This window comes from Streptomyces sp. NPDC006393 (assembly GCF_040628575.1).
Taxonomy (GTDB): Bacteria; Actinomycetota; Actinomycetes; order Streptomycetales; family Streptomycetaceae; genus Streptomyces.
Genome location: NZ_JBEXZD010000022.1, coordinates 14,318 through 36,820, shown reverse-complemented (window position 1 = coordinate 36,820; position 22,503 = coordinate 14,318). Strand labels below are relative to the sequence as shown.

Below are 22,503 nucleotides of genomic sequence, written 5' to 3'. Positions count from 1 at the left end.
TCCTTGGCAAGCCGTCCGGCGGTCAGCCACTCAAAAGAGGTGTCATTCTCCAGATCAAACACGTATCCGCTCGATGACACACCGCTTCGGCCCCTAGGATTCGACCTATCACCTCACCGGTCTCATTCGACAGGAACCCCATGAGCGACACTTCCCCCTACGGCTTCGAGCTTGTGCGGCGTGGGTACGACCGCGCTCAGGTGGACGAACGTATCTCCAAGCTCGTCTCCGACCGTGACAGCGCTCTTTCCCGCATCACCGCTCTGGAGAAGCGCATCGAGGAGCTCCACCTCGAGACGCAGAACGCCCAGGCCCAGATCACCGACGCGGAGCCGTCGTACGCGGGTCTCGGCGCGCGGGTCGAGAAGATCCTGCGCCTCGCCGAGGAAGAGGCCAAGGATCTGCGTGAGGAGGCCCGGCGCGCGGCCGAGCAGCACCGCGAACTCGCCGAGTCGGCGGCCCAGCAGGTCCGCAACGACGCCGAGTCCTTCGCCGCGGAGCGCAAGGCCAAGGCCGAGGACGAGGGCGTCCGGATCGTCGAGAAGGCCAAGTCCGACGCCTCCCAGCTGCGTGCCGAGGCGCAGAAGGACGCGCAGTCCAAGCGGGAGGAGGCGGACGCCCTCTTCGAGGAGACCCGCGCCAAGGCCGCGCAGGCCGCCGCCGACTTCGAGACGAACCTCGCCAAGCGCCGCGAGCAGTCCGAGCGCGACCTGGCGTCCCGTCAGGCCAAGGCCGAGAAGCGGCTCGCGGAGATCGAGCACCGCGCCGAGCAGCTGCGCCTGGAGGCGGAGAAGCTGCGCACCGACGCCGAGCGCCGCGCCCGCCAGACCGTCGAGACCGCCCAGCGCCAGGCCGAGGACATCGTGGCCGACGCCAACGCCAAGGCGGACCGCATCCGTTCGGAGTCCGAGCGCGAGCTCGCGGCGCTGACCAACCGCCGCGACTCCATCAACGCGCAGCTGACCAACGTCCGCGAGATGCTGGCCACCCTCACCGGTGCCGCGGTCGCCGCCACCGGCGCGCCGGCCGAGGACGAGCCGATCTCCCGCGGGGTTCCGGCCCAGCAGTCCCGCTGACGCACGCCCCGCCGGGGCCGGACGTCGTGGAGCCCCCCGCCGCCTTCCGGTGGCGGGGGGCTTTGTGCGCATCTAGCGTGGCCGCATGATCGAGCTGTCGGGGCTGACGAAGCGGTACGGCGAGAAGGTGGCGGTGGACGACCTCACCTTCACGGTGCGACCGGGCATCGTCACCGGCTTCCTCGGGCCCAACGGCGCCGGGAAGTCCACCACCATGCGGATGATCCTCGGCCTGGACCGTCCCACCGCCGGAGACGTGCGCATCGACGGCCGGCACTACCACGAGCTGGCGGATCCGCTGACGTACATCGGCGCGCTGCTGGACGCCAAGGCGGTGCACGGCGGCCGCCGCGCCTACCACCATCTGCTGTGCCTCGCCCAGAGCAACGGCATCCCCACCGGCCGGGTGCACGAGGTGCTGGAGGCGGTGGGTCTGACGGCGGTGGCCCGGAAGAAGGCGAAGGGCTTCTCGCTCGGCATGAGCCAGCGGCTGGGCATCGCGGGCGCGCTGCTCGGCGATCCGCGGATCCTGATGTTCGACGAGCCGGTCAACGGCCTCGACCCCGAGGGCATCCTCTGGATCCGGAGCCTGATGAAATCGCTGGCCGCCCAGGGCCGTACGGTCTTCGTCTCCTCCCATCTGATGAGCGAGATGGCGCTGACCGCCGACCACCTCGTGGTCATCGGCCAGGGCAGGCTGCTGGCGGACACCTCCATGGCCGAGTTCATCGAACGCAACTCCCGCTCCTACGTCCGGATCCGCACCCCGGACCGCGAACGGCTGCTCGACGCGCTGCACGGCGCCGGAATCACGGCCGTGGAGGGCGGTGGCGGGCACCTGGAGGTCGACGGCGGCAAGGCCGAGCGGATCGGTGAGCTGGCCGCGCGGCACCAGGTGGTGCTGCACGAACTGAGTGTCCGGCAGTCCTCCCTGGAGGACGCGTTCATGCGGCTGACGGCCTCCTCGGTGGAGTACCACGCCCGCACGGAGCCGCCGCCCGAGCGGCCGTGGGGCACCGGCTGGGACACGGGAACCGCGAAGGCCGTGGCCGACACGGCCACGACGACGGCGGCGGAGGGCTGAGGCATGGCGGCGACCCAGGTCATCCGGTCCGAGTGGACCAAGATCCGGTCGGTGGCGTCCACCGTGTGGACGCTGTCCCTGGTGGTGGTCGTCACCGTCGCGCTCGGGATGCTGATCTCGGCGCTGACGAAGCACGAGTTCGGCAACATGCCCCCGCGCGAGCGGCTCTCCTTCGACCCGACGCTCGTCAGCTTCGCGGGCATGACACTGGGCCAGCTGGCGATGATCGTGTTCGGGGTGCTGGTGGTGTCCAACGAGTACAGCACCGGCATGATCCGCACCTCGCTGGCCGCGGTCCCCCGGCGCGCCGCGTTCCTGGCGGGCAAGGTGGCCGTCGCGACCGCTCTGGCCCTGGTCGTCGGCATGGTCACCAGCTTCGCCGCCTTCTTCCTCGGGCAGGCGATGCTCGGCTCACCGCTGCGGACCTCGCTCGACGCCCCCGGCGTGCTGCGCGCGGTCATCGGCGGCGGGCTCTACATGGCCCTCATCGCGATGTTCTCGATGGGCGTCGCCGCGATGCTGCGCTCGCCGATGCTGTCGCTGGGCATCCTGATGCCGTTCTTCTTCCTGATCTCCAACGTCCTCGCCAACGTGTCCGCGACCAAGAAGATCGGCCAGTACCTGCCCGACCAGGCCGGCAGCCGGATCATGCAGGTGGTCCCCCGGGTCGGCGACGACACCCCGTACGGCCCCTGGGGCGGCCTGGGGATCATGGTGCTGTGGGTGATCGCGGCGCTCGCGGGCGGCTACGCGCTGCTGCGGCGGCGGGACGCCTGAGATTCCTGCCTCTCCACCCCCTCGGTTTTACTTTCTTTTGGCTGGAACCGTCAGCGCCCGGATATCCTCCTAACCCTTACGGGGGCGTGTGCCCCGCTGTCCTGAAATCCCGGGACGGGTACCTTCCGATGGGACCGGAGCATGATCGAGGCAGTCGGCCTGACCAAGCGCTATGGCGACAAGACCGCCGTGTACAACCTCTCCTTCCAGGTACGGCCCGGCGCCGTCACCGGCTTCCTGGGCCCCAACGGGTCGGGCAAGTCGACGACCATGCGGATGATCCTCGGCCTGGACAACCCCACCGCGGGCGCGGTGACGATCGGCGGCTACCCGTACCGCAAGCTGCCCAACGCCCCGCGCCAGGTGGGCGCCCTGCTGGACGCGAAGGCCGTGCACGGCGGCCGGAGCGCCCGCAGCCACCTGCTGTCCCTGGCCCAGCTGTCGGGCATCCCGGCGCGCCGCGTCGACGAGGTGCTGGGCGTGGTCGGTCTTCAGGACGTGGCCAGGAAGCGTTCCAAGGGCTTCTCGCTGGGCATGGGGCAGCGGCTCGGCATCGCGGCGGCGCTGCTGGGTGACCCGCAGGTGCTGCTGTTCGACGAGCCGGTGAACGGTCTGGACCCCGAGGGCATCCTCTGGGTGCGGAACCTGATGAAGGCGCTGGCCGCCGAGGGACGGACCGTGTTCGTCTCCAGTCACCTCATGAGCGAGATGGCGCTGACCGCCGACCACCTGATCGTCATCGGGCGCGGGCAGCTGCTCGCCGACATGAGCGTGACGGCCTTCATCTCGGCGAACTCCGCGGACTTCGCCCGGGTGCGCACCCCGGACACCGAGCCGGAGCAGCGGGAGAAGCTGAGCTCGGCGCTGACCGAGGCCGGTGGGCATGTGCTGCCCGAGCCGGACGGCGCGCTGCGGGTGACGGGTCTGCCGCTGCCGCGCATCAGCGACCTCGCGCACGAGTCCGACGTACGGCTGTGGGAGCTGTCGCCGCACCAGGCCTCGCTGGAGGAGGCGTACATGCGGATGACGCAGGGCGCCGTCGACTACCGCTCGACGATCGACCAGAAGGCGGGGCTGATGCAGCCGCTGCCGCCCGGCGCCCAGCCGCCGGTCCCGGTCCCGGGCCAGGGCCAGCCCGGCTGGTACGCCCCGCCGCCGCCCCAGCAGGGCGGTCAGCCCTTCGCCGCACCGCCGCAGCAGCCGCAGCCGCAGCCGGGCCAGGGTCCCTACGGCGCCCAGCCCCACCCCCAGCCGTACGGCGCTCCGGGTGCGGGCGCGCCGAACCCGTACGCCCAGCCCGCCGCCGCGCCCGCCGCGCCCTCCGTGCCGGCCGCCCCCGCCGCTCCACCCGCCGCGCCCGCCGCCCCCGCGCCGGAGGCCGCCGCCCCCGCCCCCGCCGTCGACACCACCAAGTCCGAGGACGCCCGATGAGCACGCCGCAGACTCCGATGCCGCAGGCCGCGCCGCCCGCCTGGGAGGTGGCGGCCGGCGGCCCGTACCCCGGTTACACCTCGCCGATCCCCGTGGTCCGTACGCACCTGGGGCACGCCCTCGCCTCGGAGTGGACGAAGATCAAGTCGGTGCGCTCCACCATGTGGACGCTCGGTGTGTTCGTCCTGCTCGTGCTCGGGATCGGGCTGCTGACCGGTCTGGTGATCGCCAACTCCTCGTCGGACCTCTCCGGTGACGAGAACCCGCTGTCGCTGGGCTTCTTCGGGCTGCTGCTCGGCAGCATCTGCCTCATCACGCTCGGCGTGCTGACCACGGCCTCCGAGTACGGCACCGGCATGATCCGCACGACGATGACGGCGTGCCCCAGCCGGGGGCGGGTGCTCGCGGCGAAGGCGCTGGTGTTCTTCCTGGTCGCCTTCACGATCACGCTGGTGTCCACGGCGCTGGTCGCCTTCCTCCAGATGGCCCTGCTGGAAGGCAGTGGGGCCCGGCAGCCGACCGGGGCGGAGTGGTTCAAGGGCACGGTCGGCGTCAGCCTCTACATGGCCCTGCTCGGGCTTGTCTCGCTGCTCGTCGGCTCGGTGCTGCGGCACTCGGCGGGCGGCATCACCATCATGATCGGTGTGGTCCTCGCCCCGCTGGTGATCGCGCTGTTCATGTTCACGCAGTCGCTGGAGAAGGTGCGCCAGGCCCTGTTCGAGTACTCCATCCCGAACCAGTTGAGCGTGTTCTACTCCAACTCCCTGAGCCGCTCCGGCCCTTCGGGCTGGGACCCGCTGTGGATCATCCTGGGCGCGACGGTGGTCGCCGCCGCCGGCGCCTGGGCGCTCCTGCAGAAGCGGGACGTCTAGAACGAACCGGACATTCAGGGCCGGTTCAGAACCTCGGCGCGTCACGGGACCGCCGCACCCGCGTGGTGCGGCGGTCCCTCGCGTTCCAGCAGGCCTTGTGCCAGTGCCGGCGGTCGTCCACCCCGGCGTGCTCGGGCCAGGCCACCACGTGCGGGACGCCCGAGCCGATCACCTGGTCGCAGCCCGGGCAGCGGTAGGTCTTGCCCGCCGCGCTGGCGCCCGCGACATGGCGCACGCTCCACTCCTCGCCCTGCCAGCTCTCCGTGGACTGCCAGCCGCCGTAACGGCTCGCCGCGTCGTCCTCGGCGCTCCGGCCGGACGAGCCGGCTCCCTTGGGGCGGTTGCGACGCGGCGACACGGGACACCTCACCGGGTTCTGCTGAAGGACGGGTTCACCTCCAGCGTACGCGGCGCCGACAGGGGCGTACGTCAGGATCCGCCACGATCTGAATACCCGGCCAAATCCTGTCAACCCGCCCTCAAGGACGTCCGATTCCGCAGACAATCCGGAAATCCCTTCGCCAGGCCGTGTCCTCGTCACGTGTCGTGCGGTTATGCCCGGTGGGGGAGCTCCGCGTCGGAGCCGAGGAAGCAGGAAAAAGCAATGCGTGTAGGAAGTTTCGTGTTGGCCGCCCAGTTCCCGGGCCAGGGCCAGGGGGAGGCGCTGCACCGCGCGGTCCGTACGGCCGAGGTCGCCGAGGAGGCGGGGCTGGACGCGGTCTGGCTGGCCGAGCACCACTTCGTACCGTACGGGACGTGCCCGTCGGCCATCACCCTGGCCGCGCTGCTGCTCGGCCGTACCCGCAGGCTGAGGGTGGGGACGGCGGTCAGCGTGCTGCCCACCGTCCACCCGGTGGCGCTCGGCGAGCAGGCCGCGCTGCTGCACGTGACGAGCGGCGGCCGGTTCTCGCTGGGTGTGGGACGCGGCGGGCCGTGGGTCGACCTGGAGGTGTTCGGGACCGGTCTCGAGGCGTACGAGAAGGGGTTCCCGGAATCACTCGATCTGCTGGTCCGCTGGCTGCGCGACGCGTCGGTGTCGGCCTCGGGGGAACGATTCAGCTTCCGGGAGGTCCCCGTCGTGCCCCGCCCCTCCGAGGCGCTGCACGAGGTCCCGGGCCCCGAGGTCGTCGTCGCCTGCACCTCCCCGGCTAGCGTGCGGCTGGCCGCCGAGCGCGGTTTGCCCATGCTCCTCGGGATGCACGTCGGGGACGAGGAGAAGGCCGAGATGGTCGCCCTGTGGCGGCGCTGCGCGCGGGCGGCCGGACGGTCCGGGGAGGAGATCCGGGACGCCGCGCATGTCTCCGCCGGCGTCTGCCAGATCGCGGACCGGCGCACGGACGCGGCCGAGACCCTGCTGAAAGCGATGCCGGGCTGGCTGAAACAGGGGCTGGACGCGCATGTCACGGTGGACGGCCGCAGCCGCCGGATGCGCGATCCGCTGGCCTACACGGAACTGCTCTGCGGGCTGCACCCCGTGGGCACCCCGCGCCTGTGCGCCGACCGGCTGGCGGCGACCGCCGAGCGGACCGGCGTCTCCCGGTTCGCCCTGCTCGTCGAGGGCTCCGGCGACCTCGCGGCGACCGAGGAGAACGTACGCCGGCTCGGCGCCGAGGTACTCCCCCACCTCGGCTGAGCCGGCGGCCGTCACCGGAGGGCCTGCCGCCCCGGCACTGAATGCACCTCCCGCGTGCGGGGCGGCAAGCGGACGACTGCCCCGTCAGCAGTCCCTGAGCTCCGGTGACTGGTTGAGCAGCTGGGCGCGCACCGACGTGAACTTCGCCAGCCTCTCGTCGGCCGAGGCGTCCAGCGGGAAGACCGCCACCCGGTGGCAGTTCTGGAAGGCCAGCCGGACACCGAAGTGCCGCTGGAGCGCGCCCCGTATGGCGTCACTCGCGAGCGCACGCAGCAGCTGACCGCGATGCTGCTCACTCGGCGGCGGCGTCTGGTTGTCGGCGAACTCTCCGCCGTCCACCTTCAGCTGGGCCACCAGGGAGCTGATCATCTCCCATGCGTAGGGCAGGGAGGTCCGGACGCAGTCGACGAATTCAGCTTCGTCGACCTCGCCTCGCTCGGCCTGTTCGAGTAGGGCCGGTGAGACGTCGAGCGACATGGGTTCTCCTCTCGCACCCCCGGTGAGCAGGGGTTGCCGGACAGATAAGGGAGTGGGCGATACCGAACACGGTGCGTACACACATCGCGACCTCCCGTTCTCTACGGTAGGCAACGAAACGAGGCCCCACCAGGCGAATGCACGTACAGACAGGGCGGGTTGGGCACACAATCGGCCATAAGTGAACACGGGTGATCCAGGGAAAAATGGGACGAGCCACAAGGGGCCGGTCAACCGCCGGGAAGGGGGTCCCGGTGACCGAATCGCGCGCGGCCCGGTGCGTCGAGTAGCGTTGCGGACCATGCGTCTCGTCATTGCCCGCTGCTCCGTCGACTACGCGGGCCGGCTCACCGCCCACCTCCCGTCAGCGCCCCGCCTGATCCTGGTCAAGGCGGACGGCAGCGTCTCGATCCACGCGGACGACCGCGCCTACAAGCCCCTGAACTGGATGTCGCCGCCGTGCACGCTGAAGGAGGGCACCGGTGACGAAGAGGGCGTGTGGACCGTCGTCAACAAGGCGGGAGAGAAGCTCATCATCACGATGGAGGAGGTCCTGCACGACTCCTCGCACGAACTCGGCGTGGATCCGGGGCTGATCAAGGACGGCGTGGAGGCGCACCTCCAGGAGCTGCTCGCCGACCGCATCGAGACGCTCGGCCAGGGCTACACGCTCATCCGGCGCGAGTACATGACGGCGATCGGCCCGGTGGACATCCTGTGCCGGGACGGCGAGGGGCAGACCGTCGCCGTGGAGATCAAGCGGCGCGGCGAGATCGACGGCGTGGAGCAGCTCACCCGCTATCTGGAGCTGCTGAACCGCGACCCGCATCTCGCCCCGGTGCGCGGCATCTTCGCCGCGCAGGAGATCAAGCCGCAGGCCCGGGTGCTGGCCACCGACCGCGGCATCGGCTGCCAGGTGCTGGACTACGACGCGCTGCGCGGCATCGAGGACGACAAGCTGCGGCTGTTCTGAGAGCGGCGGCCGTCCGGCACACGGCGGAGGGGCCCGACCCGGGTGACACGGGTCGGGCCCCTCCTCCTTGTGCCTCAGATCACCGAGCCGGAACCGCTGCTCGGGGAGCCGGACTCCGCGTCGCCGCCCGCCGAGCCGCTGGACGTGGCGGGGGCGCTGGAGGTGGCGGTGCGGGTGGGGGCGGAGCCGCCGGCCGAGTCGGAGGTCTCCGGGGTCGTGCTCGAGGTCTCGGACTGCGACGGCGTCATGGTCGGTGCCGACTTCGACGGGGAGGCCGAAGGCGACGGGGACGACGTCGACGGCGACGTGGACGGCTTCGTGGGGGTCGACTCCGTCGGAGTCGGCGAGGTCGGCGGCCTGTTCGACGTGCTGCCCCCGCTCCCCGGCCGCTTCGTCCCGCTCGGATCGTCCGACGGCCCGGTGGTGCCGGCCGGCGGGGTCGGGTCGTCCGATGTGCCGTAGGTGCCGTCGGGGCCCGGGTTGGTGGGGCTGCTGGTGGTGCCGGGCGTGGTGGCGCGGCCGGTGCCGGTGTCGCCGCCGCCGTTCTGCGGGGTGTCGGCGTCCAGGCTGCCGTCGTCCGTGCCCTGGCTGGCGGACGGGTTGACGCCGACGTTGTCGGAGGGGTCGTTGGCGTCGTTGTGGGAGGTGGCGCCGAGCGTCACCACCGTGCCGAGGACGGCCGCGAGCAGCGCGCCCGCGCCCGCCGCGACCAGGTTGCGCCGGGCCAGGCCCTTGAGCCCGACCCGGTGTTTCGCCGGGGCGTCCGGTGAGGAGGCGTACGACGACGCGTATGTGCCGGAGGCCGAGCCCGCGGCCGAGGGCTGGTAGGTGACGAGTGTGGTGGTCTCGTCACCGGGCTTCCGGAGCGCCGGGAACGGGGAGGGGACGCCGCCGGGCGGCGAGGCGGACTCCTCGGTGCGGGCGTCGGGCACCTCGTCCCCGGCCATCGCGCCGAGGCCCGGCAGGGCGGCCGGACCCGGGGTCGTGCCGGAGCGGTCGGCGACCAGGGCGAGGGCGCGACGGCCGGCGACGGTGCCGCGCTTGTCGGCGAGGGCGCCGCGCAGCCCGATGGACGCCTCCAGTTCGGCGCGGGCCCGGTCCAGCAGGCCGCCGCAGAGCGCGACTATGCCCAGCTCGTGGTGGAAGTAGGCCTGGTCGGCGACCTCGCCGGAGAGCCGGGAGGCCTCCGTGCCGAAGCGCAGCGCGCGTTCCCAGGCGCCCCAGTTGAGGCCCGCGGCGAACGCGGGGGCGGCGGTGCGGGCGAGCCGGACGGCGATGCTCTCCTCGCCCTCGCCGGGCGCGGTGGTGGCGGGGACGAGCACGGCCAGCGCGGCGAGGACGGCGTCGGCCTCGGCGGCGACCCGCTCGGGCGTGACCGAGGGGTGGCCGGCCCACCAGGCGTAGTGCTGGGCGGCGGTGCGGGCCTGTTCCTCGGCGTCGTCGCCGTATCCGGCGGCCTCCAGCTGGGTGAGGACCCCGGCGGCGAGCCGGTGGCGGGAGCCGGCCGGGGAGACCAGGCCGCAGCCCGCCAGCTCGGCCAGCGCGGCGTCGGCGTGGGTGTCGCCGACCAGCGCGGGCAGGTGGGCCTGGTGGGGCACCTCGCCGCCGAGTGCGACGGCGAAGCGCAGGGTGGCGCGGGCGGAGGCGCTGAGCCGGGAGGCGAGCAGCGGGGCGGGCGCGGCGGCCTCGCCGAGCGAGGGCAGGGGCACGTCGTCGCCGCCCCCGTCGTAGGGGCCGTCCGTGGGCGGGGTGTCGGCGAAGACGCCGAACTCCTCGACGGCGTCGGTGCCGGCCCGCAGCCGGTCGCGCTGGCGCAGCAGGGCGCCGGCCTGGACGAACCGCAGGGGCAGGCCCTCGGACTCGAACCAGAGGTCGCCGGCCCAGTTGGCCTCTTCCTCGGTGAGCACCCGGCCGACGCCGCGCTCGATGAGCTCGACTCCGGCGGCCCGGTCGAGACCGCCGAGGAAGACCTCCTCGACCGCGGACTCGGCGGACGGCGCCGGCACGTCGGGGGTGGCGGCGATCAGGAAGGCGCACTCGGGCGTGGCCTCGAGGAGTTCGTCCAGGGCGCTGCCGCCGAACTCGATGTCGTCCAGGACGACGACCGCGCCGATCTCACGGACGTGGTCGAGCAGTTCGTCCCGGCCCGGGCGGTGCCGGGGTGCGTCGTGCACGGCGTGGAAGAGGTCGTGCAGCAGGTCGGTGACCGTGCGGCGGTGGCCGGTGAGGCGGACGACGCCGTCGGGGGCGAGGTCCACGCAGTCCTCGGCGACCAGGTCGAGAAGGCTGGTGCGGCCGGAGCCGCCGGGTCCGGTCAGGCGCACGGAGCGGCCCCGGGCGAGCAGCCGGACGAGCCGCTCGCGTTCGTCCTGGCGCTCCAGCAGCGGCTCCGCGGACGGGGCGGGTCCCGGTGGGACGGGCGGCCTGGCCGCGCGGTCGGCGTCGGCGCGCTCGGCCGCCGTGTACCGGGGCGCCCGGTCCGGGCGTTCGCCGGGCGGGCACGCCTCTATCTCGCTGCCGTCGACGGGGTTGACGGTGAGCAGGAAATCGCCGGCGACGACCTGCACCGTACGGGCCGGTGCGGGCGTGTGCGATGCGAAGTCGGATGCGAGGGAGTCCCTGGGGGGCCGACGGCTCGGCGCGTGGCCGTCGCCGTCATGGCCCATGCCCTCGGGATCCCGGTTGTTCGGGTCCATGGGTTCCATAGGTTCCAAGCCCCCCAAAAGCGTCTCGTGTGCTGGGCGGAGTCCGGCGACCCAGCCCACCCCCGGCCTTGCCGCACACCACGCTGTCGCTTCTGGTCCGGGCCCGCTCGAGGGTTGCGAGGCAGCGGGCGACCGAACCCTAAACCTTCGCACAGTATCTCCGACAGCCCGGGGTGCTACGCCGACCGGGACGTCACAGTCTCGTGAGGATTGCGTGCGACGTACGGTTCGGTACGGTCCGCCCGGTCCCTGCCGTCGCCCGGTTCACACCGGTACGCGCCGCTCCGCGGACCGACGGCAGGCCTCAGACGCGGGGCAGTGAATCCACGCCGATGCCGCCCTCGATGGCGAGGATGCGGTGCAGCCGGGTGGCCACCAGCAGGCGCTGCATCTGCGGCGGTACGTCGCGCAGCACCAGCCGCCGGCCGCAGCGGCCGGCGCGCCGGTGGACACCCATGATCACGCCGAGTCCGGTGGCGTCCCAGGAGTCGAGCTCCGACAGGTCGAGGACCAGGTCGCCCGCGCCGTCGTCCACGGCCGAGTGCAGGACCGTACGGGCGTCCGCCGCGCTGCGGACGTCGAGGCGGCCCCCGACGACCACCTCGGCGTGGTCGCCCCTGATGTACATATGCGCTCCCCGTGAATGCGGTGGCGTGCTCCGTGTGACGGTTGGCTGTGCAACGTCTGACTGCTTCTGTGACGGTCCGGTTGCTGGTTGTTGGCGAATCGATACCGAATTCACCCTCACGGGTGAGGCAGACAGCCGTTGTACGGCCCGGACCGGCTCTGGTGCTCGTTCTAGTGCTTGTAGAAGCCCTGCCCGCTCTTGCGGCCGATGTCACCGGCGTCCACCATCCGGCGCATCAGCTCCGGCGGGGCGAACTTCTCGTCCTGGGTCTCGGTGTAGATGTTGCTGGTGGCGTGCAGCAGGATGTCGACGCCGGTGAGGTCCGCGGTGGCGAGCGGGCCCATGGCGTGGCCGAAGCCCAGCTTGCAGGCGAGGTCGATGTCCTCGGCGGTGGCCACGCCCGACTCGTACAGCTTGGCCGCCTCGACGACGAGGGCCGAGATGAGACGGGTGGTGACGAAGCCGGCCACGTCGCGGTTGACGACGATGCAGGTCTTGCCGACGGACTCGGCGAACTCCCGTGCGGTGGCGAGGGTTTCGTCGCTGGTCTTGTACCCGCGGACGAGTTCGACGAGCCGCATCATCGGCACCGGCGAGAAGAAGTGCACGCCGACGACCCGCTCCGGGCGCTCCGTCACGGCCGCGATCTTCGTGATCGGGATGGCGGAGGTGTTGGAGGCGAGCACGGCGTCGTCGCGGACGAGCTTGTCGAGCGTGCGGAAGATCTCGTGCTTGATGTCGAGCTTCTCGAAGACCGCCTCGACGACGATGTCGGCGTCGGCCGCCGCGTCCAGGTCGGTGGTCGTGGTGATACGGGCGAGGGCGGCCTCGGCCTCCGCGGCCTCCAGCTTGCCCTTGGAGACGAACTTGTCGTACGAGGCCTTGATGCCGTCGATACCACGCCGGAGCGCCTCGTCCGTGACGTCACGCATCACGACCTCCCAGCCCGCCTGCGCGGAGACCTGGGCGATGCCCGATCCCATGAGACCGGCCCCGATGACGGCGAGCTTCCGTGCCACTGACGACTCCCCTTTGAAACGACCGCACGAAACGACTGTGCGTGGACTGGCGCGCTGTTGAGGACTTACCCGCTGTTTACGTGTGCCTCTCGGCCGGACACTAGCGCCCGTGAGGGGTCGTGCGGCGGAGTTAGTAACGCGTTTCACGTCTCAGGGGATGAGACGCCGGTCACGTGGCCGCGTTTGCGAACGAGTCAACTCCCCCGGGCGGCGGCGGGAAGCCTCGGATGCCGGTCGCCGCCCGTCGCCGGCGTCAGGCGGCCACCCGCCGCCGCGCCCGCCCGTGCAGCCTCAGCCAGAAGGTCTGCAACGACTCGTCGGGACCGCCCGGTTCGAAGCGGTTGCGGACCTTGCCGAGCGGGTTCCACACCCGCCCGTCCGGCATCGCGCCGTGACCCGCGCGACGAAGGCGTCCGCGCACGCCCGCATCCCGCCCGCGTCCGGCACACCCTGATCCGCCCCGCCAGATCTCACTCAAGCAGCACGAGGCGGCACCCGTGCGCCGCGTCGAGATCCCAGGTCTCGTCGAAGCCGGCCCTGAGGGTTTTTCCCAGGCTGTGCAGAAGGTGGTCGGCTGCAGCCGACCTGAGGCGTAGGTGTGCGAGGGCACGAGCGTGCCGTTCGTTCTTGTGCTCCGTGGTCGTCCTCAGGTCGTACGTGTTCTGCAACGATCAGTAAGGAAAAACTCAGACGTACACGCGCTTGACCGCGGTGTCACCGAAATACGCGAGCGTCCTGCGACGCCGTTCGAAGTGCTCATCGAAAGGCCTGTACATGTACCGAATTCGCTCGCAGCCGCCATCAGCGAACGGCTGCAACCGACAGGTGACCACGTCTCAAGCCCACACCGCTTTGACCACGGCGTGGCCTTCTGCGGCGGCCCGCCCGTAGAACCCTCGAAGGTCCTGGTGAATGTCCAGGAATTCCTGCCTGACCTGCGCCTCTTCCCCGAGCCGGCCGCTGAGATCGGCACCGGCGATGTTCCAGAGCTCGTCGAAGGAGACTGTCGCGAGGAATTCTGCGGCCTGCGACACCCCAGACGGCTCCAGAATCATCAGCGGCGGGTTGGAGGGGTCGGCGTCAGCGCTGTGTCCCACCGGGCGGCCGCCGTAAATCGGCAGCGTCCAGGGCTTGTCGACGTCCGTATCGGGGACCTCGGCTGCGGCGTAGAGGTCATTGACGGAGCTGAAGACCTTCTCGATCGAGTCGGCGATACCTGCCGCGTACTCGTCGGGGTGGTTGTCCCAGGCCTCGGACATGAACGCCGCAAGCCAGCTGTGGTCGTCCCGGATCTCGGACTCCGCGACGGCGCGAAGATGCAGGTGGATGCTCACCGCGAGGTGACCTCCCTTTCGGCGGCCCGCCTGTCGGGCCGGACGGACAGAACTTACTCGATGACACTGACGGTGAGACGTCGCGTTCCTTGACGCGAGATGCCCGGCATCCGTGTGCCACGGGGAAGGCGGGGGGCCGCACGGCAGCCATGCACCGCATGGAATTCCTTTCACCGTGCAGCCCTCCGCGTATTACTTGCGGAGGCCGGCCGGCCGGGCGGACCCGGCACGGCCGACCGTGATCAGGCAATCAAGGCATACGCCTCTTTGAACATCGCTCCCGCGGCGGCGAAGCTCGGCACGTCGTCCGCAACACCCACACCGCCGGTGCCCACGTCCTCGACCACCGTCCCGACCGAAAGCGCGGTGGCCGTGAGGCCGAGGCCCACGCCGGAAAGGATGTCGACGAAGGAGTGGCCCGCGCTGTCGTCTCCCGTGCGCTTGCGCTCGTCGTCGTCGGTCTCGTAAGCGATCACGCCCGGAGAGATCTGTGACGGCCAGACCTTGACCATTTCATTCGGCTTCGCATAGTTCGGAACCACTCCCGGCGGGAAGTCGAATCCGACCTTCGCCACACGCTTGTCACCGGAAGCCTTGAGCTGTTCCTGTAGGTACTTGACCTTGTTCTCGACTTCCTTCTTACCTCGCCGCTCCGCGTCTCCACCGGCATGCTTGGCATCCCAGACGTAGACCGCGTCGTCGGTCCAGTACAGGAGGTCGGCATAACCGACTCCCTTGCCCGGCTTCTTGGACGAACCTCCGGCGATCGTGTTGCGATCGTCCCGGGGGCCACCGGAGGCGCTCAGGTCCATGCTCACCGCGCCTCCGCCCATCGGCTGGAACGCGGCCAGATATGTCGCCACGAACATGATCGCAGTGTCGTGTCCACCGTCGTACTGATCGAAGTGGCACGCGCCGCAGAAGTCGTTCGGGTTGAAGAGCTGCGAAACCGTGTCACCACAGGAGGCACACGTCCCGCCACCGCCACCGCCGCCACCGCCGCCGTCCAGCATGTGCCCGTCGAGTTCGACGAACGTCGTCGGGTTACCGCCGCCGAAGGCGTACCGGTTGCTGGTGTACGGGTCGACGCCGAGGTGCATGTCGGCCAGCGCCCCGTTGTACATGTCACGGGTGGTGAAGCGGTTCAGACCTGGGCTGTAGTTGCGGAAGCCCATGTCGTAGGTGCCGGCCTGGGCGTCCCAGCGCTTGGCATTGAACCGGTAGGGGTTGTACGCCTCCTTGGTCGGGTCGGCCGCGTCCGGCTTGTCGATGCCGGTGAACTCGGACTCGTCGTCCTTGCCGTAGGCGGTGTAGCCGTACGTGGCCTTCGTGTCGCCGTTCTTGTCCGTCAGGGTTTCGACGTCGGAGTGGCCGTTGTAGCCGTAGTAGCCGTCCTCGGTCGTGCCGTCGCTGTTGTGCTTGACCTGCGACAGGCGTTCGCCCCACGGGCTGTACTGGTACGACTTGGTCAGCGTGCCGGCGACCTTCTCGTCCAGGACCTCGTTCGACAGGCCCAGGTACTCGAAGTCCGTCGTCTTGCCGTCCGCCGTCTTGGACGTGGTGCGATCGAGCGGGTCGAAGGTGTAGGTCGTCGACTTCATCGCGCCGGTGTCGTCCCTCTTCTGGGACTCCACGACGTGGTCGAACCCGTCGTACACGCTCCGCTCGATGACCTGACCGCCCGAAGTGACGGACTCCGTGCGGCCGAACGGGTCGTAGTTGTAGCCGGCCGTGCTGCCGGAGACCGTCGCGGTGAGCAGTCGGTTGCGGTCGTAGTTGTAGGTGGTGGTCGTGCCCTTGACCGTCTGGCTGATGACGTTGGCGTTGTTGTCGTGGACGTACGTCTCGGTGCCCGCACCGTTGCCCGTCTTGACCGACTGCTTCAGCCGGTCGGCCGGGTCATAGGTGTAGTCGGTGGTCGAGGACAGGTACGACGCGTGGTCGTCGGCGTTCATCTTCTTCGCGACGTCCTGCGCCTTGTTGCCGTTGGGGTCGTAGGCGTAGGTGTGCGAGTCGACGAGTGTGCCGTTGGGCTTCTTCTCTGTCGACGTCTTGAGTGCGGCGTCCAGGTAGTACGTGTAGTCGACGGTGTTGCCGTTGGCCTTGGTCTCCTGGAGTTTCTGACCGCGGTCGGTGTACGTGTACGACGTCACCTTGGGGCTGGTGTCCGTCGCTGTTTTGCCGACCGAGACCGTCTTGACCAGTTCACGCAGGTCGTAGGTGTATTCGGAGAACTGGTCCGGGTGGGTGATGGTGTCCGGCTGACTGTCCGCGTCGTAGGTGTACGACGTGGACTTCTTCTCCACCCCGGCCTGGTTCTCGGTGACCTTCTGGACCTGGTTGAGTCCGGTGTAGGTGATCGTGTAGTTGTCGATCTCCGCGGTCGACGAGGTGTCGTCGATCTGGGTCAGGTTGCCGTTGAGGTCGTAGGAATAGGCGAAGTCGTCCTTCTCCGTGTCCGCCGGGTCGCCGCTGGTGTCGCGGACGAGCTTGACCGCGTCGGCGACCACGACTCCGCCGCTGTTCTGGAACAGCTGCAGCTTCGCCGCGGCGCTCTGCTCGAAGGCGAAGGAGCCCAGCGAGACCCAGGTGCCCTGGTTGGCGGTGGCGTTCTGGTCGACCGTCTTGTCGGCCGTCCCACCGTCGTAGGTCACCGTGTACTTGGCCGTGGTCGCGGCGCCCGTCACCTTGGGGAACTTCACGTACGCCGCGTACGTGCCGTCCTTGGGGATGTTGAGCGTCCAGGTGTAGGCGTCCGTGCCCGTGCCGGCCGTGTGGGTCTCGTGGTCGTACCCCTGCTGGCCGGTGATGTCTCCCTTCGTCCAGGTGCCGGTCCTGGAGGTGTTCTGGGTCTCGGAGTTGTCCACCAGGACGACCGACTTGCCGGCAGGGACGCCGTCGTCCGCGCGGGACTTCAGCGAGCCGTCGGGGTAGAACGACCACGTCATGGTGCGGTCGGAGGAGCCGCCCGCCGAGGTCAGGGTCCGCTTGGTCTGCTGGCCCAGCTCGTTGTAGTCGTAGGTGGTGACGATGTCCCACGGGTCGGTGGACGACTTCACCCAGCCGTTGTCGTAGTAGCTGTAGGTGGTGTCGTTGCGGACCGTCTCACCGTCCGACGGAGGCAGCGAGGTCTTCGCCACCCGTCCCATCTTGTCGTAGGCGGTCTCCCTGTAGACGTTGGGATCGTTGTAGCGACTGTCCGCCGGGTCGTACGGCTGGTACCTTGACCGGCCGGTTCAGCTCGTCGTACTCGGTACGTGTGGTGAACGCGGTGGTCGTACCGGCCGCGACGGCCCGCGGGCTGATCACCTTGGTGGTGTTGCCGACCTGGTCGTACTCGTACTTCGTCGTGCGGTACGAGAGGGTCGACGTGCCGTCGTGCGGGACCTTGACCTGGGTGCGCTTGCCGCGCTCGTCGTAGGTGATGAGCGTGGTGTTGTTCTCGGCGTCCGTGGTCGACGTGACCAGGGAGTCCTTGTCGTATCCCTTCTTGGTGGTCTTGCCGGCCGCGTCCGTGACAACCGTGACCCGGTGGTCCAGGTCGTAGCCGCTCTTGGTCGTGTAGTCGGTGGTGTCGGCCGTCGCGTTCTTCTTGGGGTCGATGACCTTGGTGACGTTGCCGACGTCGTCGTACTCGTACGAGACCTTGTCGCCCTTCGCGTTGACCACGGAGGTGAGCTCGTCGATCTCGTCGTAGTGGTTCGTCGTGACGTAGTCGGTCGGATCCGTCGTCGTCGCCGTGCCCTTGGGCTCGGTCGTCGTCTTCAGGTTGCCGACCTTGTCGTAGGTGTACGTCGTGGTGCGCGTGGCGGTCTGGTTGTTCGCAGGCGCCGTCGCCGAGGACACCTGGTCCGCGTTGTCGTAAACCGCTGTGGAGACCGCGCCGTTGGGTGCCGTCGCCTTGGTGACGTTGTCGTTCTCGTCGTACACCGGCGCCGGCGTGGTGATCGTGACGCCCGTTTCCTTGGGCACCGTGTTGACCAACGGACGCCCGAACGTGTCGTACGTCTGCGTGGTCACCTTGCTGTTGGCGTCGGTGACCTGGGTGACCTGGCCGCGCTCGTCGTAGACGAACGTCGTCGAGAAGGTCTTCGGGTCCGTGATCGTGTCCGGGTAGCCGGTGGGCCCGAAGCCGCTGTACGTCGTGGCGTGGCCGTTGGCGTCCGTCGCCTTGGTCAGCTCACCGTACGCGTCGTAGTCGTACTTCGTGGTGTAGTCGTCCGGCACCGTCGTGGTCGCGACACCCTTGGGATCCGTGACCGTCTTGACGTTGCCGAAGCTGTCGTACCCGAACTGCCAGGCCCGCCCCTCGGGGGACGTCTTGCGGAACAGGTCGGCCGAGAAGCCGTCGGCGCGGCTCTGGTACTCGTACTTCGCGGCGTTCGCCGGCCACTTGCTGGAGTCGGTGACGCAGGTGGACGTCTGGTCCGGCACGCCCGACTTGTTGTTCTCCGCATCGCGCTGCCAGAGCGGGTAGCCCGTCTTGGCGTCGTAGCAGTACGCGGTCTTGGCGCCGTTGGCCTCCTCCAGGTACGTGACGTTGTTGTCCGCGTCCCAGCTCATCCTCGTCGTCTGGGACTTGGCGTTGGTCGTCTGGACCGGGCGGCCGAAGTCGTCCGTGACGTACTGGGTGGCGTGGTTCTCGGCGTCCGTCACCGTGGTGTCGGTGAACTTCGTGTTCGCCGTGTCCGCCGCGTAGGCGAACGCCGTGTCGCCGCCGAGGCGGTCGGTGATGGTCTTCGTCCACCAGTGGTAGGCGGGGTCGTCACCGGCCTGCGGGGCGTAGTACGCAAGCGCCGTGTCGTGGCCGCGCGGGTCGGTGGCCTTGACCAGCTTGACGTTCTTGTTGCCCTGGGTGGCGTCGTAGGTGAACTTGAAGACCTTGGGCTGCCCGGAGCCGTCACCGTCGGTGAACTGGCCCAGCAGGCCCTTGGCCGTGTAGTAGAAGGAGATCTTCCGGCCAGAGATGTCCGTGACGGACTTGATGTGGTCGTAGATCTTGGAGTTGGTCAGCTTGCTGCCGGTGACCTTGGCGCCCGTGTCGTCGATGTAGTCGTACGACGCGTCGTCCTTCTTGTAGTAGTCGACCGTCAGCGACTGCCGGGCCGCCGGGTCGGTGATGTAGGTGAGGAACTTCGTCGGCTTGTTGTTGGACTTGCGCTCCTCGTACGTGTACGTCTGCGTGTTGCCGTTCTTGTCGACGACCGACGTCACATAGCCGTCGCAGCCGAACAGGAAGCGCGTGCCGTCCGGGCGCAGCAGCGTCCAGGCGTCGGTGGTGTTGTCCTTGTCCGGTGTGCAGTCCAGGCCCGCCTTGGCCGTGATCCGGTAGTGGACGCCCGCGGGGGCCTTCCAGGTGCCGTCGGACTGCTTGCGGAAGACGTGTGTGGTGCCGTCGCCGTCGGGCAGGCGGATCTCGGTCGGGTTGGGGTTGGGGTGGAAGTCCAGCGGCGCGCCGAGCCGTATCGGTCCGGCGAACTGCATGGACCAGCCGGCGCCCGAGACCGTGTCGGACGTGTCCAGCGAGTTGTACGCGAACCGTGCGAACGTCGTCAGTCCACGGCCGGGGTTGGAGAACGCGTTGTACGACCACACGCTGTTGCCGGAGGCCAGGTTGTTCATCACCGTAGAGCCGGCCCCGGTGTTCTTGCCGGTGTAGGAGTAGAACTTCTCCAGGCCGAGCGAGTTGGAGGTGGGGTCCTCCACGGCCACGTTCTGCTTCAGTGGCTGGATGGACGTGTTGGTGGCCGACAGCCAGGAGCCGTCGGAGACCTTCTTCACGTCCCAGCCGAGCACGTAGTCGGTGCGCTTGTTGCCGGAGTCGGAGTTGATCGGCGTCTTCACCGTGGCCTGGATCGTCGCCGACTGGCCCGGCGACAGGGCCGGGATCGCCGTCGAGGCCTGATTGCCGCCGGTGGTCACGTCCGTGCCGTCGGGGAGCTTCCAGGTGTACGACAGGACGCGCTCGCCGGCCGCCCACGCACTCGACGTGGTGTTGGTGACCGTGAAGTCCACCGTGTAGGTGGAGTTCGGGGTCATCCTGGCCGGGGTCTGCGGGGCGTAGTACGTGTCGTCCGTGGTGGAGTCGACGTAGATCACGCGCAGCAGCGGGCCGAGCTGCGGGTCGGCCGCCTCCGAGGCCAGGAAGAGCGTGCGCTCCTGCGGGCCCGTGGCCGACTCGTCCTTGAGCTTGATCAGGGCGCCGTGGTTGGAGGCGGGCGTCTTGATCCAGCCCTGGGTCAGGGACGTGGCGTCCCACCAGTGCCGGCCGACCTCGGAGACCTGGGCGACCGTGTCGGAGACGGTGCCCGAGTAGTCACCGCCGGCGGTCGTCCACGCGGTGGTGGAGGTGGCGTTGTTCCAGGTGGCCTGTGTCTCGTTGAAGTCCTTGGTCAGGCCGTGCAGCTCGTAGATCGCGCCGTCCGTGCCGGTCGTGGTCTCCGCGCCCCACATGAACAGCCGCGACTCCAGCACGGTGGCCGTCGTCGGGATCACGCTGGTGGAGAACTTCAGCGCGGCGCGGGCCTTGCCGTAGGTGGTGGAGTCGTTGCCGACCTCCAGCCACTTCTGGCCGACGCCGAACGAGGCGATGGTGTCCTCGTTGGTGGTCGGCTGGCCCGAGGACAGCGTGGTGTCCGTGACCCCGGACGTGCCCTGGATCAGGCGCATGGTGCGGCCCGCCTTGGGCACGCCGACGATCCGGGTGGGCGAGCCGAGCAGCCGGCCATTCTTCGTTTTCACCGCGAGCTGGTAGTAGTACGACCGGCCGATCTCCTGCGATGAGGAGTCCGGGGTCGGTGTCGCGGTGGTGTCCGTGTACGCGGTCAGCGACTTGTCGATCGGTGCGACCAGGGTCGCCGCGGACGGCGTGAACGCCTGCTGCGTGGAGCGGTGCAGCTGGTACTCGGCGACGTCGTAGCCGGGGTCGCCGGTGGTATTGGTGTACGCCTTCCAGCTCAGCTCCGGGCCCGTGGAGTGGATCACCGTCGGGGAGTTCAGGGCGGTACCGACCTTGCCGTAGGTGACCGTCAGCCGCGGGATCGTCGCCGTCTCGCCGCCGTAGTCGCCGTCACCGGACTCGTAGCGGGGACCGCCCAGCGGGGCCGTGGACGACTCGTCCGTCGCCTTCAGCACGAAGCCGTAGTTGGTCGCGGAGCCGTCGATCCACTGCTGGACGGTGTCGGTCACCGGGAACTTGTGCCACTGGTTGTACTCGCCGGTGTTCTTCACGATGGTCGCCGGGTTCACCCAGCGCACCGCGTCCGCGAGCACCGCCGTCGACGTGGAGGCCGGGCCGTCGCCCAGGACGACCTTGCCCGCCGTGCCGGCCGCGAAGTCGATCTGCGAGCCGCCGTTCAGGGACGACCACACGCCATTGGTACCCGACTGCTGGTTCACCGTGTAGGTGGCCGTGCCGTCCTTGGACGTCACCGTGTACGGCGCGTTCGTGGCCCGGTCGGCGGCGGCCACGTAGTGGACGTCCACCCGGTACGACGCCGTCTCCGGGATCTTCGGCTGCCAGGTGTAGGTGTCCCCGGCCACCGCGTCCTTGTTGTAGTGGTAGTCCTGCCCGATGGCGTACTGGGTCAGTGTGGAGCCGGACGCCGGCCAGCTTCCGGTGGCCGCCGTGGTGCCCGCGTCCCCGTCGTCGGCCTGCACGCTGGTGCCGGACAGCTCGCCGACCAGCGCACTGGTCTTGGACCAGGTCGCCGTCGACTCGTCCCATTCCCCGGTCGCCCGGTAGGCGCCGATGGTGACGTCGTCGGCGTTGGTGGTGTGCGCCTGGTCGAAGTACATCTCCAGGCGGGCCGAGTCGATCTTCGTGCCCGACGGGATCTCGTTCAGCGGGAACTTGATCAGCGAGCGGGAGATGCCCGTGTCGGTCTTGCCCGCCGCGAGCTTCCAGCCGGTGTTGAAGTTCACCGACGCCTGGTCCGACAGGACCATCGTGTCCTGCGAGTCGGAGGGGGACGGCGCGATCGTGATCGTCGGGTCGATGACGACCGGGTACTGGCGCTCCTTGGCCGCGAGCCACTTCGCGTCGGGCGTGACCGTCAGCTTCCAGCCGTCCCCGTCACGGGTCAGCCTCTGCGTGACCTTCGTGCTGTAGGTCCTGCCGAAGACCGAGGTGTCCGCCTTCTTGGCGTCCGTCATGTACGGCGCCGGGATCACCATCACGGGCGTGTTCGGCAGCTCGCCGTACAGCGCGATCGAGCCGTCCTCGCGGGCCTTCGGGGTCAGCCCGGCGGTGTCCAGGGTGAACGTGAACCGCACCGGGCGGGCGGGGCGTTCGGCGAGGGTGATGTTCTCCTTCACCCGTCCCGGGCCGACACCGTACTCCAGATCGGCACCGTTGACCGCGTCCGCGTACGTGACCTTGGAGCCCTTGACCGTGGGCTCGAGCTGCCGGCCCGCGCCCTCGAGGCCCAGGGTGACCGAACGGCCGTCCGGCGCCTGGAACCGCACCAGCTTCCCGGGGTCCTCGCCGAACCAG

14 protein-coding genes and 1 pseudogene are annotated in these 22,503 nt (G+C 69.6%); 7 read left to right on the top strand and 8 right to left on the bottom strand.

The features are described 5' to 3' along the window. Positions 1–140: 140 nt before the first annotated feature. The 5 genes from ABZ484_RS12605 to ABZ484_RS12585 all read left to right on the top strand — a co-directional run bounded on the left by ABZ484_RS12605 (position 141) and on the right by ABZ484_RS12585 (position 5,240). Entirely contained in the window at positions 141–1,076 is a 936-nt protein-coding gene (locus ABZ484_RS12605; protein ID WP_358865878.1) for a cellulose-binding protein, read from the top strand. An 85-nt stretch (positions 1,077–1,161) separates the two neighbouring features. After that, positions 1,162–2,160, top strand: a complete 999-nt coding sequence (locus ABZ484_RS12600; protein ID WP_358865877.1) for an ATP-binding cassette domain-containing protein — start codon at positions 1,162–1,164, stop codon at positions 2,158–2,160. Between the two features lie 3 nt (positions 2,161–2,163). Then, positions 2,164–2,937: an ABC transporter permease subunit gene (locus ABZ484_RS12595; RefSeq protein WP_358865876.1), complete on the top strand. Its 774-nt coding sequence runs from the start codon at positions 2,164–2,166 to the stop codon at positions 2,935–2,937. 141 nt (positions 2,938–3,078) lie between these two features. Next, a complete protein-coding gene (locus ABZ484_RS12590; RefSeq protein WP_358865875.1) occupies positions 3,079–4,368 on the top strand; it encodes an ABC transporter ATP-binding protein in 1,290 nt (429 codons plus the stop codon). Further along, on the top strand, positions 4,365–5,240 hold the full coding sequence (locus ABZ484_RS12585; protein ID WP_358865874.1) for an ABC transporter permease subunit: 876 nt from the start codon (positions 4,365–4,367) through the stop codon (positions 5,238–5,240). Before ABZ484_RS12590 ends, ABZ484_RS12585 begins: the two co-directional genes overlap by 4 nt. A gap of 25 nt (positions 5,241–5,265) precedes the next feature. Here the strand turns inward: ABZ484_RS12585 and ABZ484_RS12580 are convergent, their stop codons facing one another. Further along, positions 5,266–5,598 (bottom strand): ATP/GTP-binding protein, encoded by a 333-nt coding sequence (locus ABZ484_RS12580; RefSeq protein WP_358865873.1) that lies wholly within the window; start codon positions 5,596–5,598, stop codon positions 5,266–5,268. Between the two features lie 246 nt (positions 5,599–5,844). Between ABZ484_RS12580 and ABZ484_RS12575 the strand changes: the two genes are divergently transcribed. Beyond that, on the top strand, positions 5,845–6,873 hold the full coding sequence (locus ABZ484_RS12575) for an LLM class flavin-dependent oxidoreductase (RefSeq protein ID WP_358865872.1): 1,029 nt from the start codon (positions 5,845–5,847) through the stop codon (positions 6,871–6,873). 84 nt (positions 6,874–6,957) lie between these two features. Here ABZ484_RS12575 and ABZ484_RS12570 read toward each other — a convergent pair whose 3' ends face one another. Next, on the bottom strand, positions 6,958–7,350 hold the full coding sequence (locus ABZ484_RS12570; protein WP_030170159.1) for an SCO5389 family protein: 393 nt from the start codon (positions 7,348–7,350) through the stop codon (positions 6,958–6,960). Positions 7,351–7,651: 301 nt separating this feature from the next. Between ABZ484_RS12570 and nucS the strand changes: the two genes are divergently transcribed. Then, a complete protein-coding gene (gene nucS, locus ABZ484_RS12565) occupies positions 7,652–8,323 on the top strand; it encodes an endonuclease NucS (RefSeq protein WP_358865871.1) in 672 nt (223 codons plus the stop codon). A 74-nt stretch (positions 8,324–8,397) separates the two neighbouring features. Here the strand turns inward: nucS and ABZ484_RS12560 are convergent, their stop codons facing one another. The 6 genes and pseudogenes from ABZ484_RS12560 to ABZ484_RS12535 all read right to left on the bottom strand — a co-directional run. Further along, positions 8,398–11,019: an ATP-binding protein gene (locus tag ABZ484_RS12560; RefSeq protein WP_358865870.1), complete on the bottom strand. Its 2,622-nt coding sequence runs from the start codon at positions 11,017–11,019 to the stop codon at positions 8,398–8,400. Positions 11,020–11,332: 313 nt separating this feature from the next. Next, positions 11,333–11,656 carry an STAS domain-containing protein gene (locus ABZ484_RS12555; RefSeq protein ID WP_358865869.1) on the bottom strand — a complete coding sequence of 108 codons (324 nt, stop codon included), beginning with the start codon at positions 11,654–11,656 and terminating at the stop codon, positions 11,333–11,335. Between the two features lie 170 nt (positions 11,657–11,826). Further along, positions 11,827–12,675 (bottom strand): 3-hydroxyacyl-CoA dehydrogenase family protein, encoded by an 849-nt coding sequence (locus ABZ484_RS12550; RefSeq protein ID WP_358865868.1) that lies wholly within the window; start codon positions 12,673–12,675, stop codon positions 11,827–11,829. Between the two features lie 253 nt (positions 12,676–12,928). Then, positions 12,929–13,096 carry a hypothetical protein gene (locus tag ABZ484_RS12545; RefSeq protein WP_358865909.1) on the bottom strand — a complete coding sequence of 56 codons (168 nt, stop codon included), beginning with the start codon at positions 13,094–13,096 and terminating at the stop codon, positions 12,929–12,931. A gap of 415 nt (positions 13,097–13,511) precedes the next feature. Continuing rightward, positions 13,512–14,009, bottom strand: a complete 498-nt coding sequence (locus ABZ484_RS12540) for a DUF1877 family protein (protein ID WP_358865867.1) — start codon at positions 14,007–14,009, stop codon at positions 13,512–13,514. 1,013 nt (positions 14,010–15,022) lie between these two features. After that, positions 15,023–21,956 (bottom strand): annotated as a pseudogene (locus ABZ484_RS12535) (DNRLRE domain-containing protein); the annotation flags it as partial. Between the last annotated feature and the right edge of the window lie 547 nt (positions 21,957–22,503).

Bases quoted from the DNA above. Each gene is read 5' to 3' on its own strand.
- ABZ484_RS12575 (WP_358865872.1), top strand. From the start codon at position 5,845: ATGCGTGTAGGAAGTTTCGTGTTGGCCGCCCAGTTCCCGGGCCAGGGC.
- ABZ484_RS12600 (WP_358865877.1), top strand. From the start codon at position 1,162: ATGATCGAGCTGTCGGGGCTGACGAAGCGGTACGGCGAGAAGGTGGCG.
- ABZ484_RS12585 (WP_358865874.1), top strand. From the start codon at position 4,365: ATGAGCACGCCGCAGACTCCGATGCCGCAGGCCGCGCCGCCCGCCTGG.
- ABZ484_RS12570 (WP_030170159.1), bottom strand. From the start codon at position 7,350: ATGTCGCTCGACGTCTCACCGGCCCTACTCGAACAGGCCGAGCGAGGC.
- ABZ484_RS12560 (WP_358865870.1), bottom strand. From the start codon at position 11,019: ATGGACCCGAACAACCGGGATCCCGAGGGCATGGGCCATGACGGCGAC.
- ABZ484_RS12595 (WP_358865876.1), top strand. From the start codon at position 2,164: ATGGCGGCGACCCAGGTCATCCGGTCCGAGTGGACCAAGATCCGGTCG.
- nucS (WP_358865871.1), top strand. From the start codon at position 7,652: ATGCGTCTCGTCATTGCCCGCTGCTCCGTCGACTACGCGGGCCGGCTC.
- ABZ484_RS12555 (WP_358865869.1), bottom strand. From the start codon at position 11,656: ATGTACATCAGGGGCGACCACGCCGAGGTGGTCGTCGGGGGCCGCCTC.
- ABZ484_RS12605 (WP_358865878.1), top strand. From the start codon at position 141: ATGAGCGACACTTCCCCCTACGGCTTCGAGCTTGTGCGGCGTGGGTAC.
- ABZ484_RS12590 (WP_358865875.1), top strand. From the start codon at position 3,079: ATGATCGAGGCAGTCGGCCTGACCAAGCGCTATGGCGACAAGACCGCC.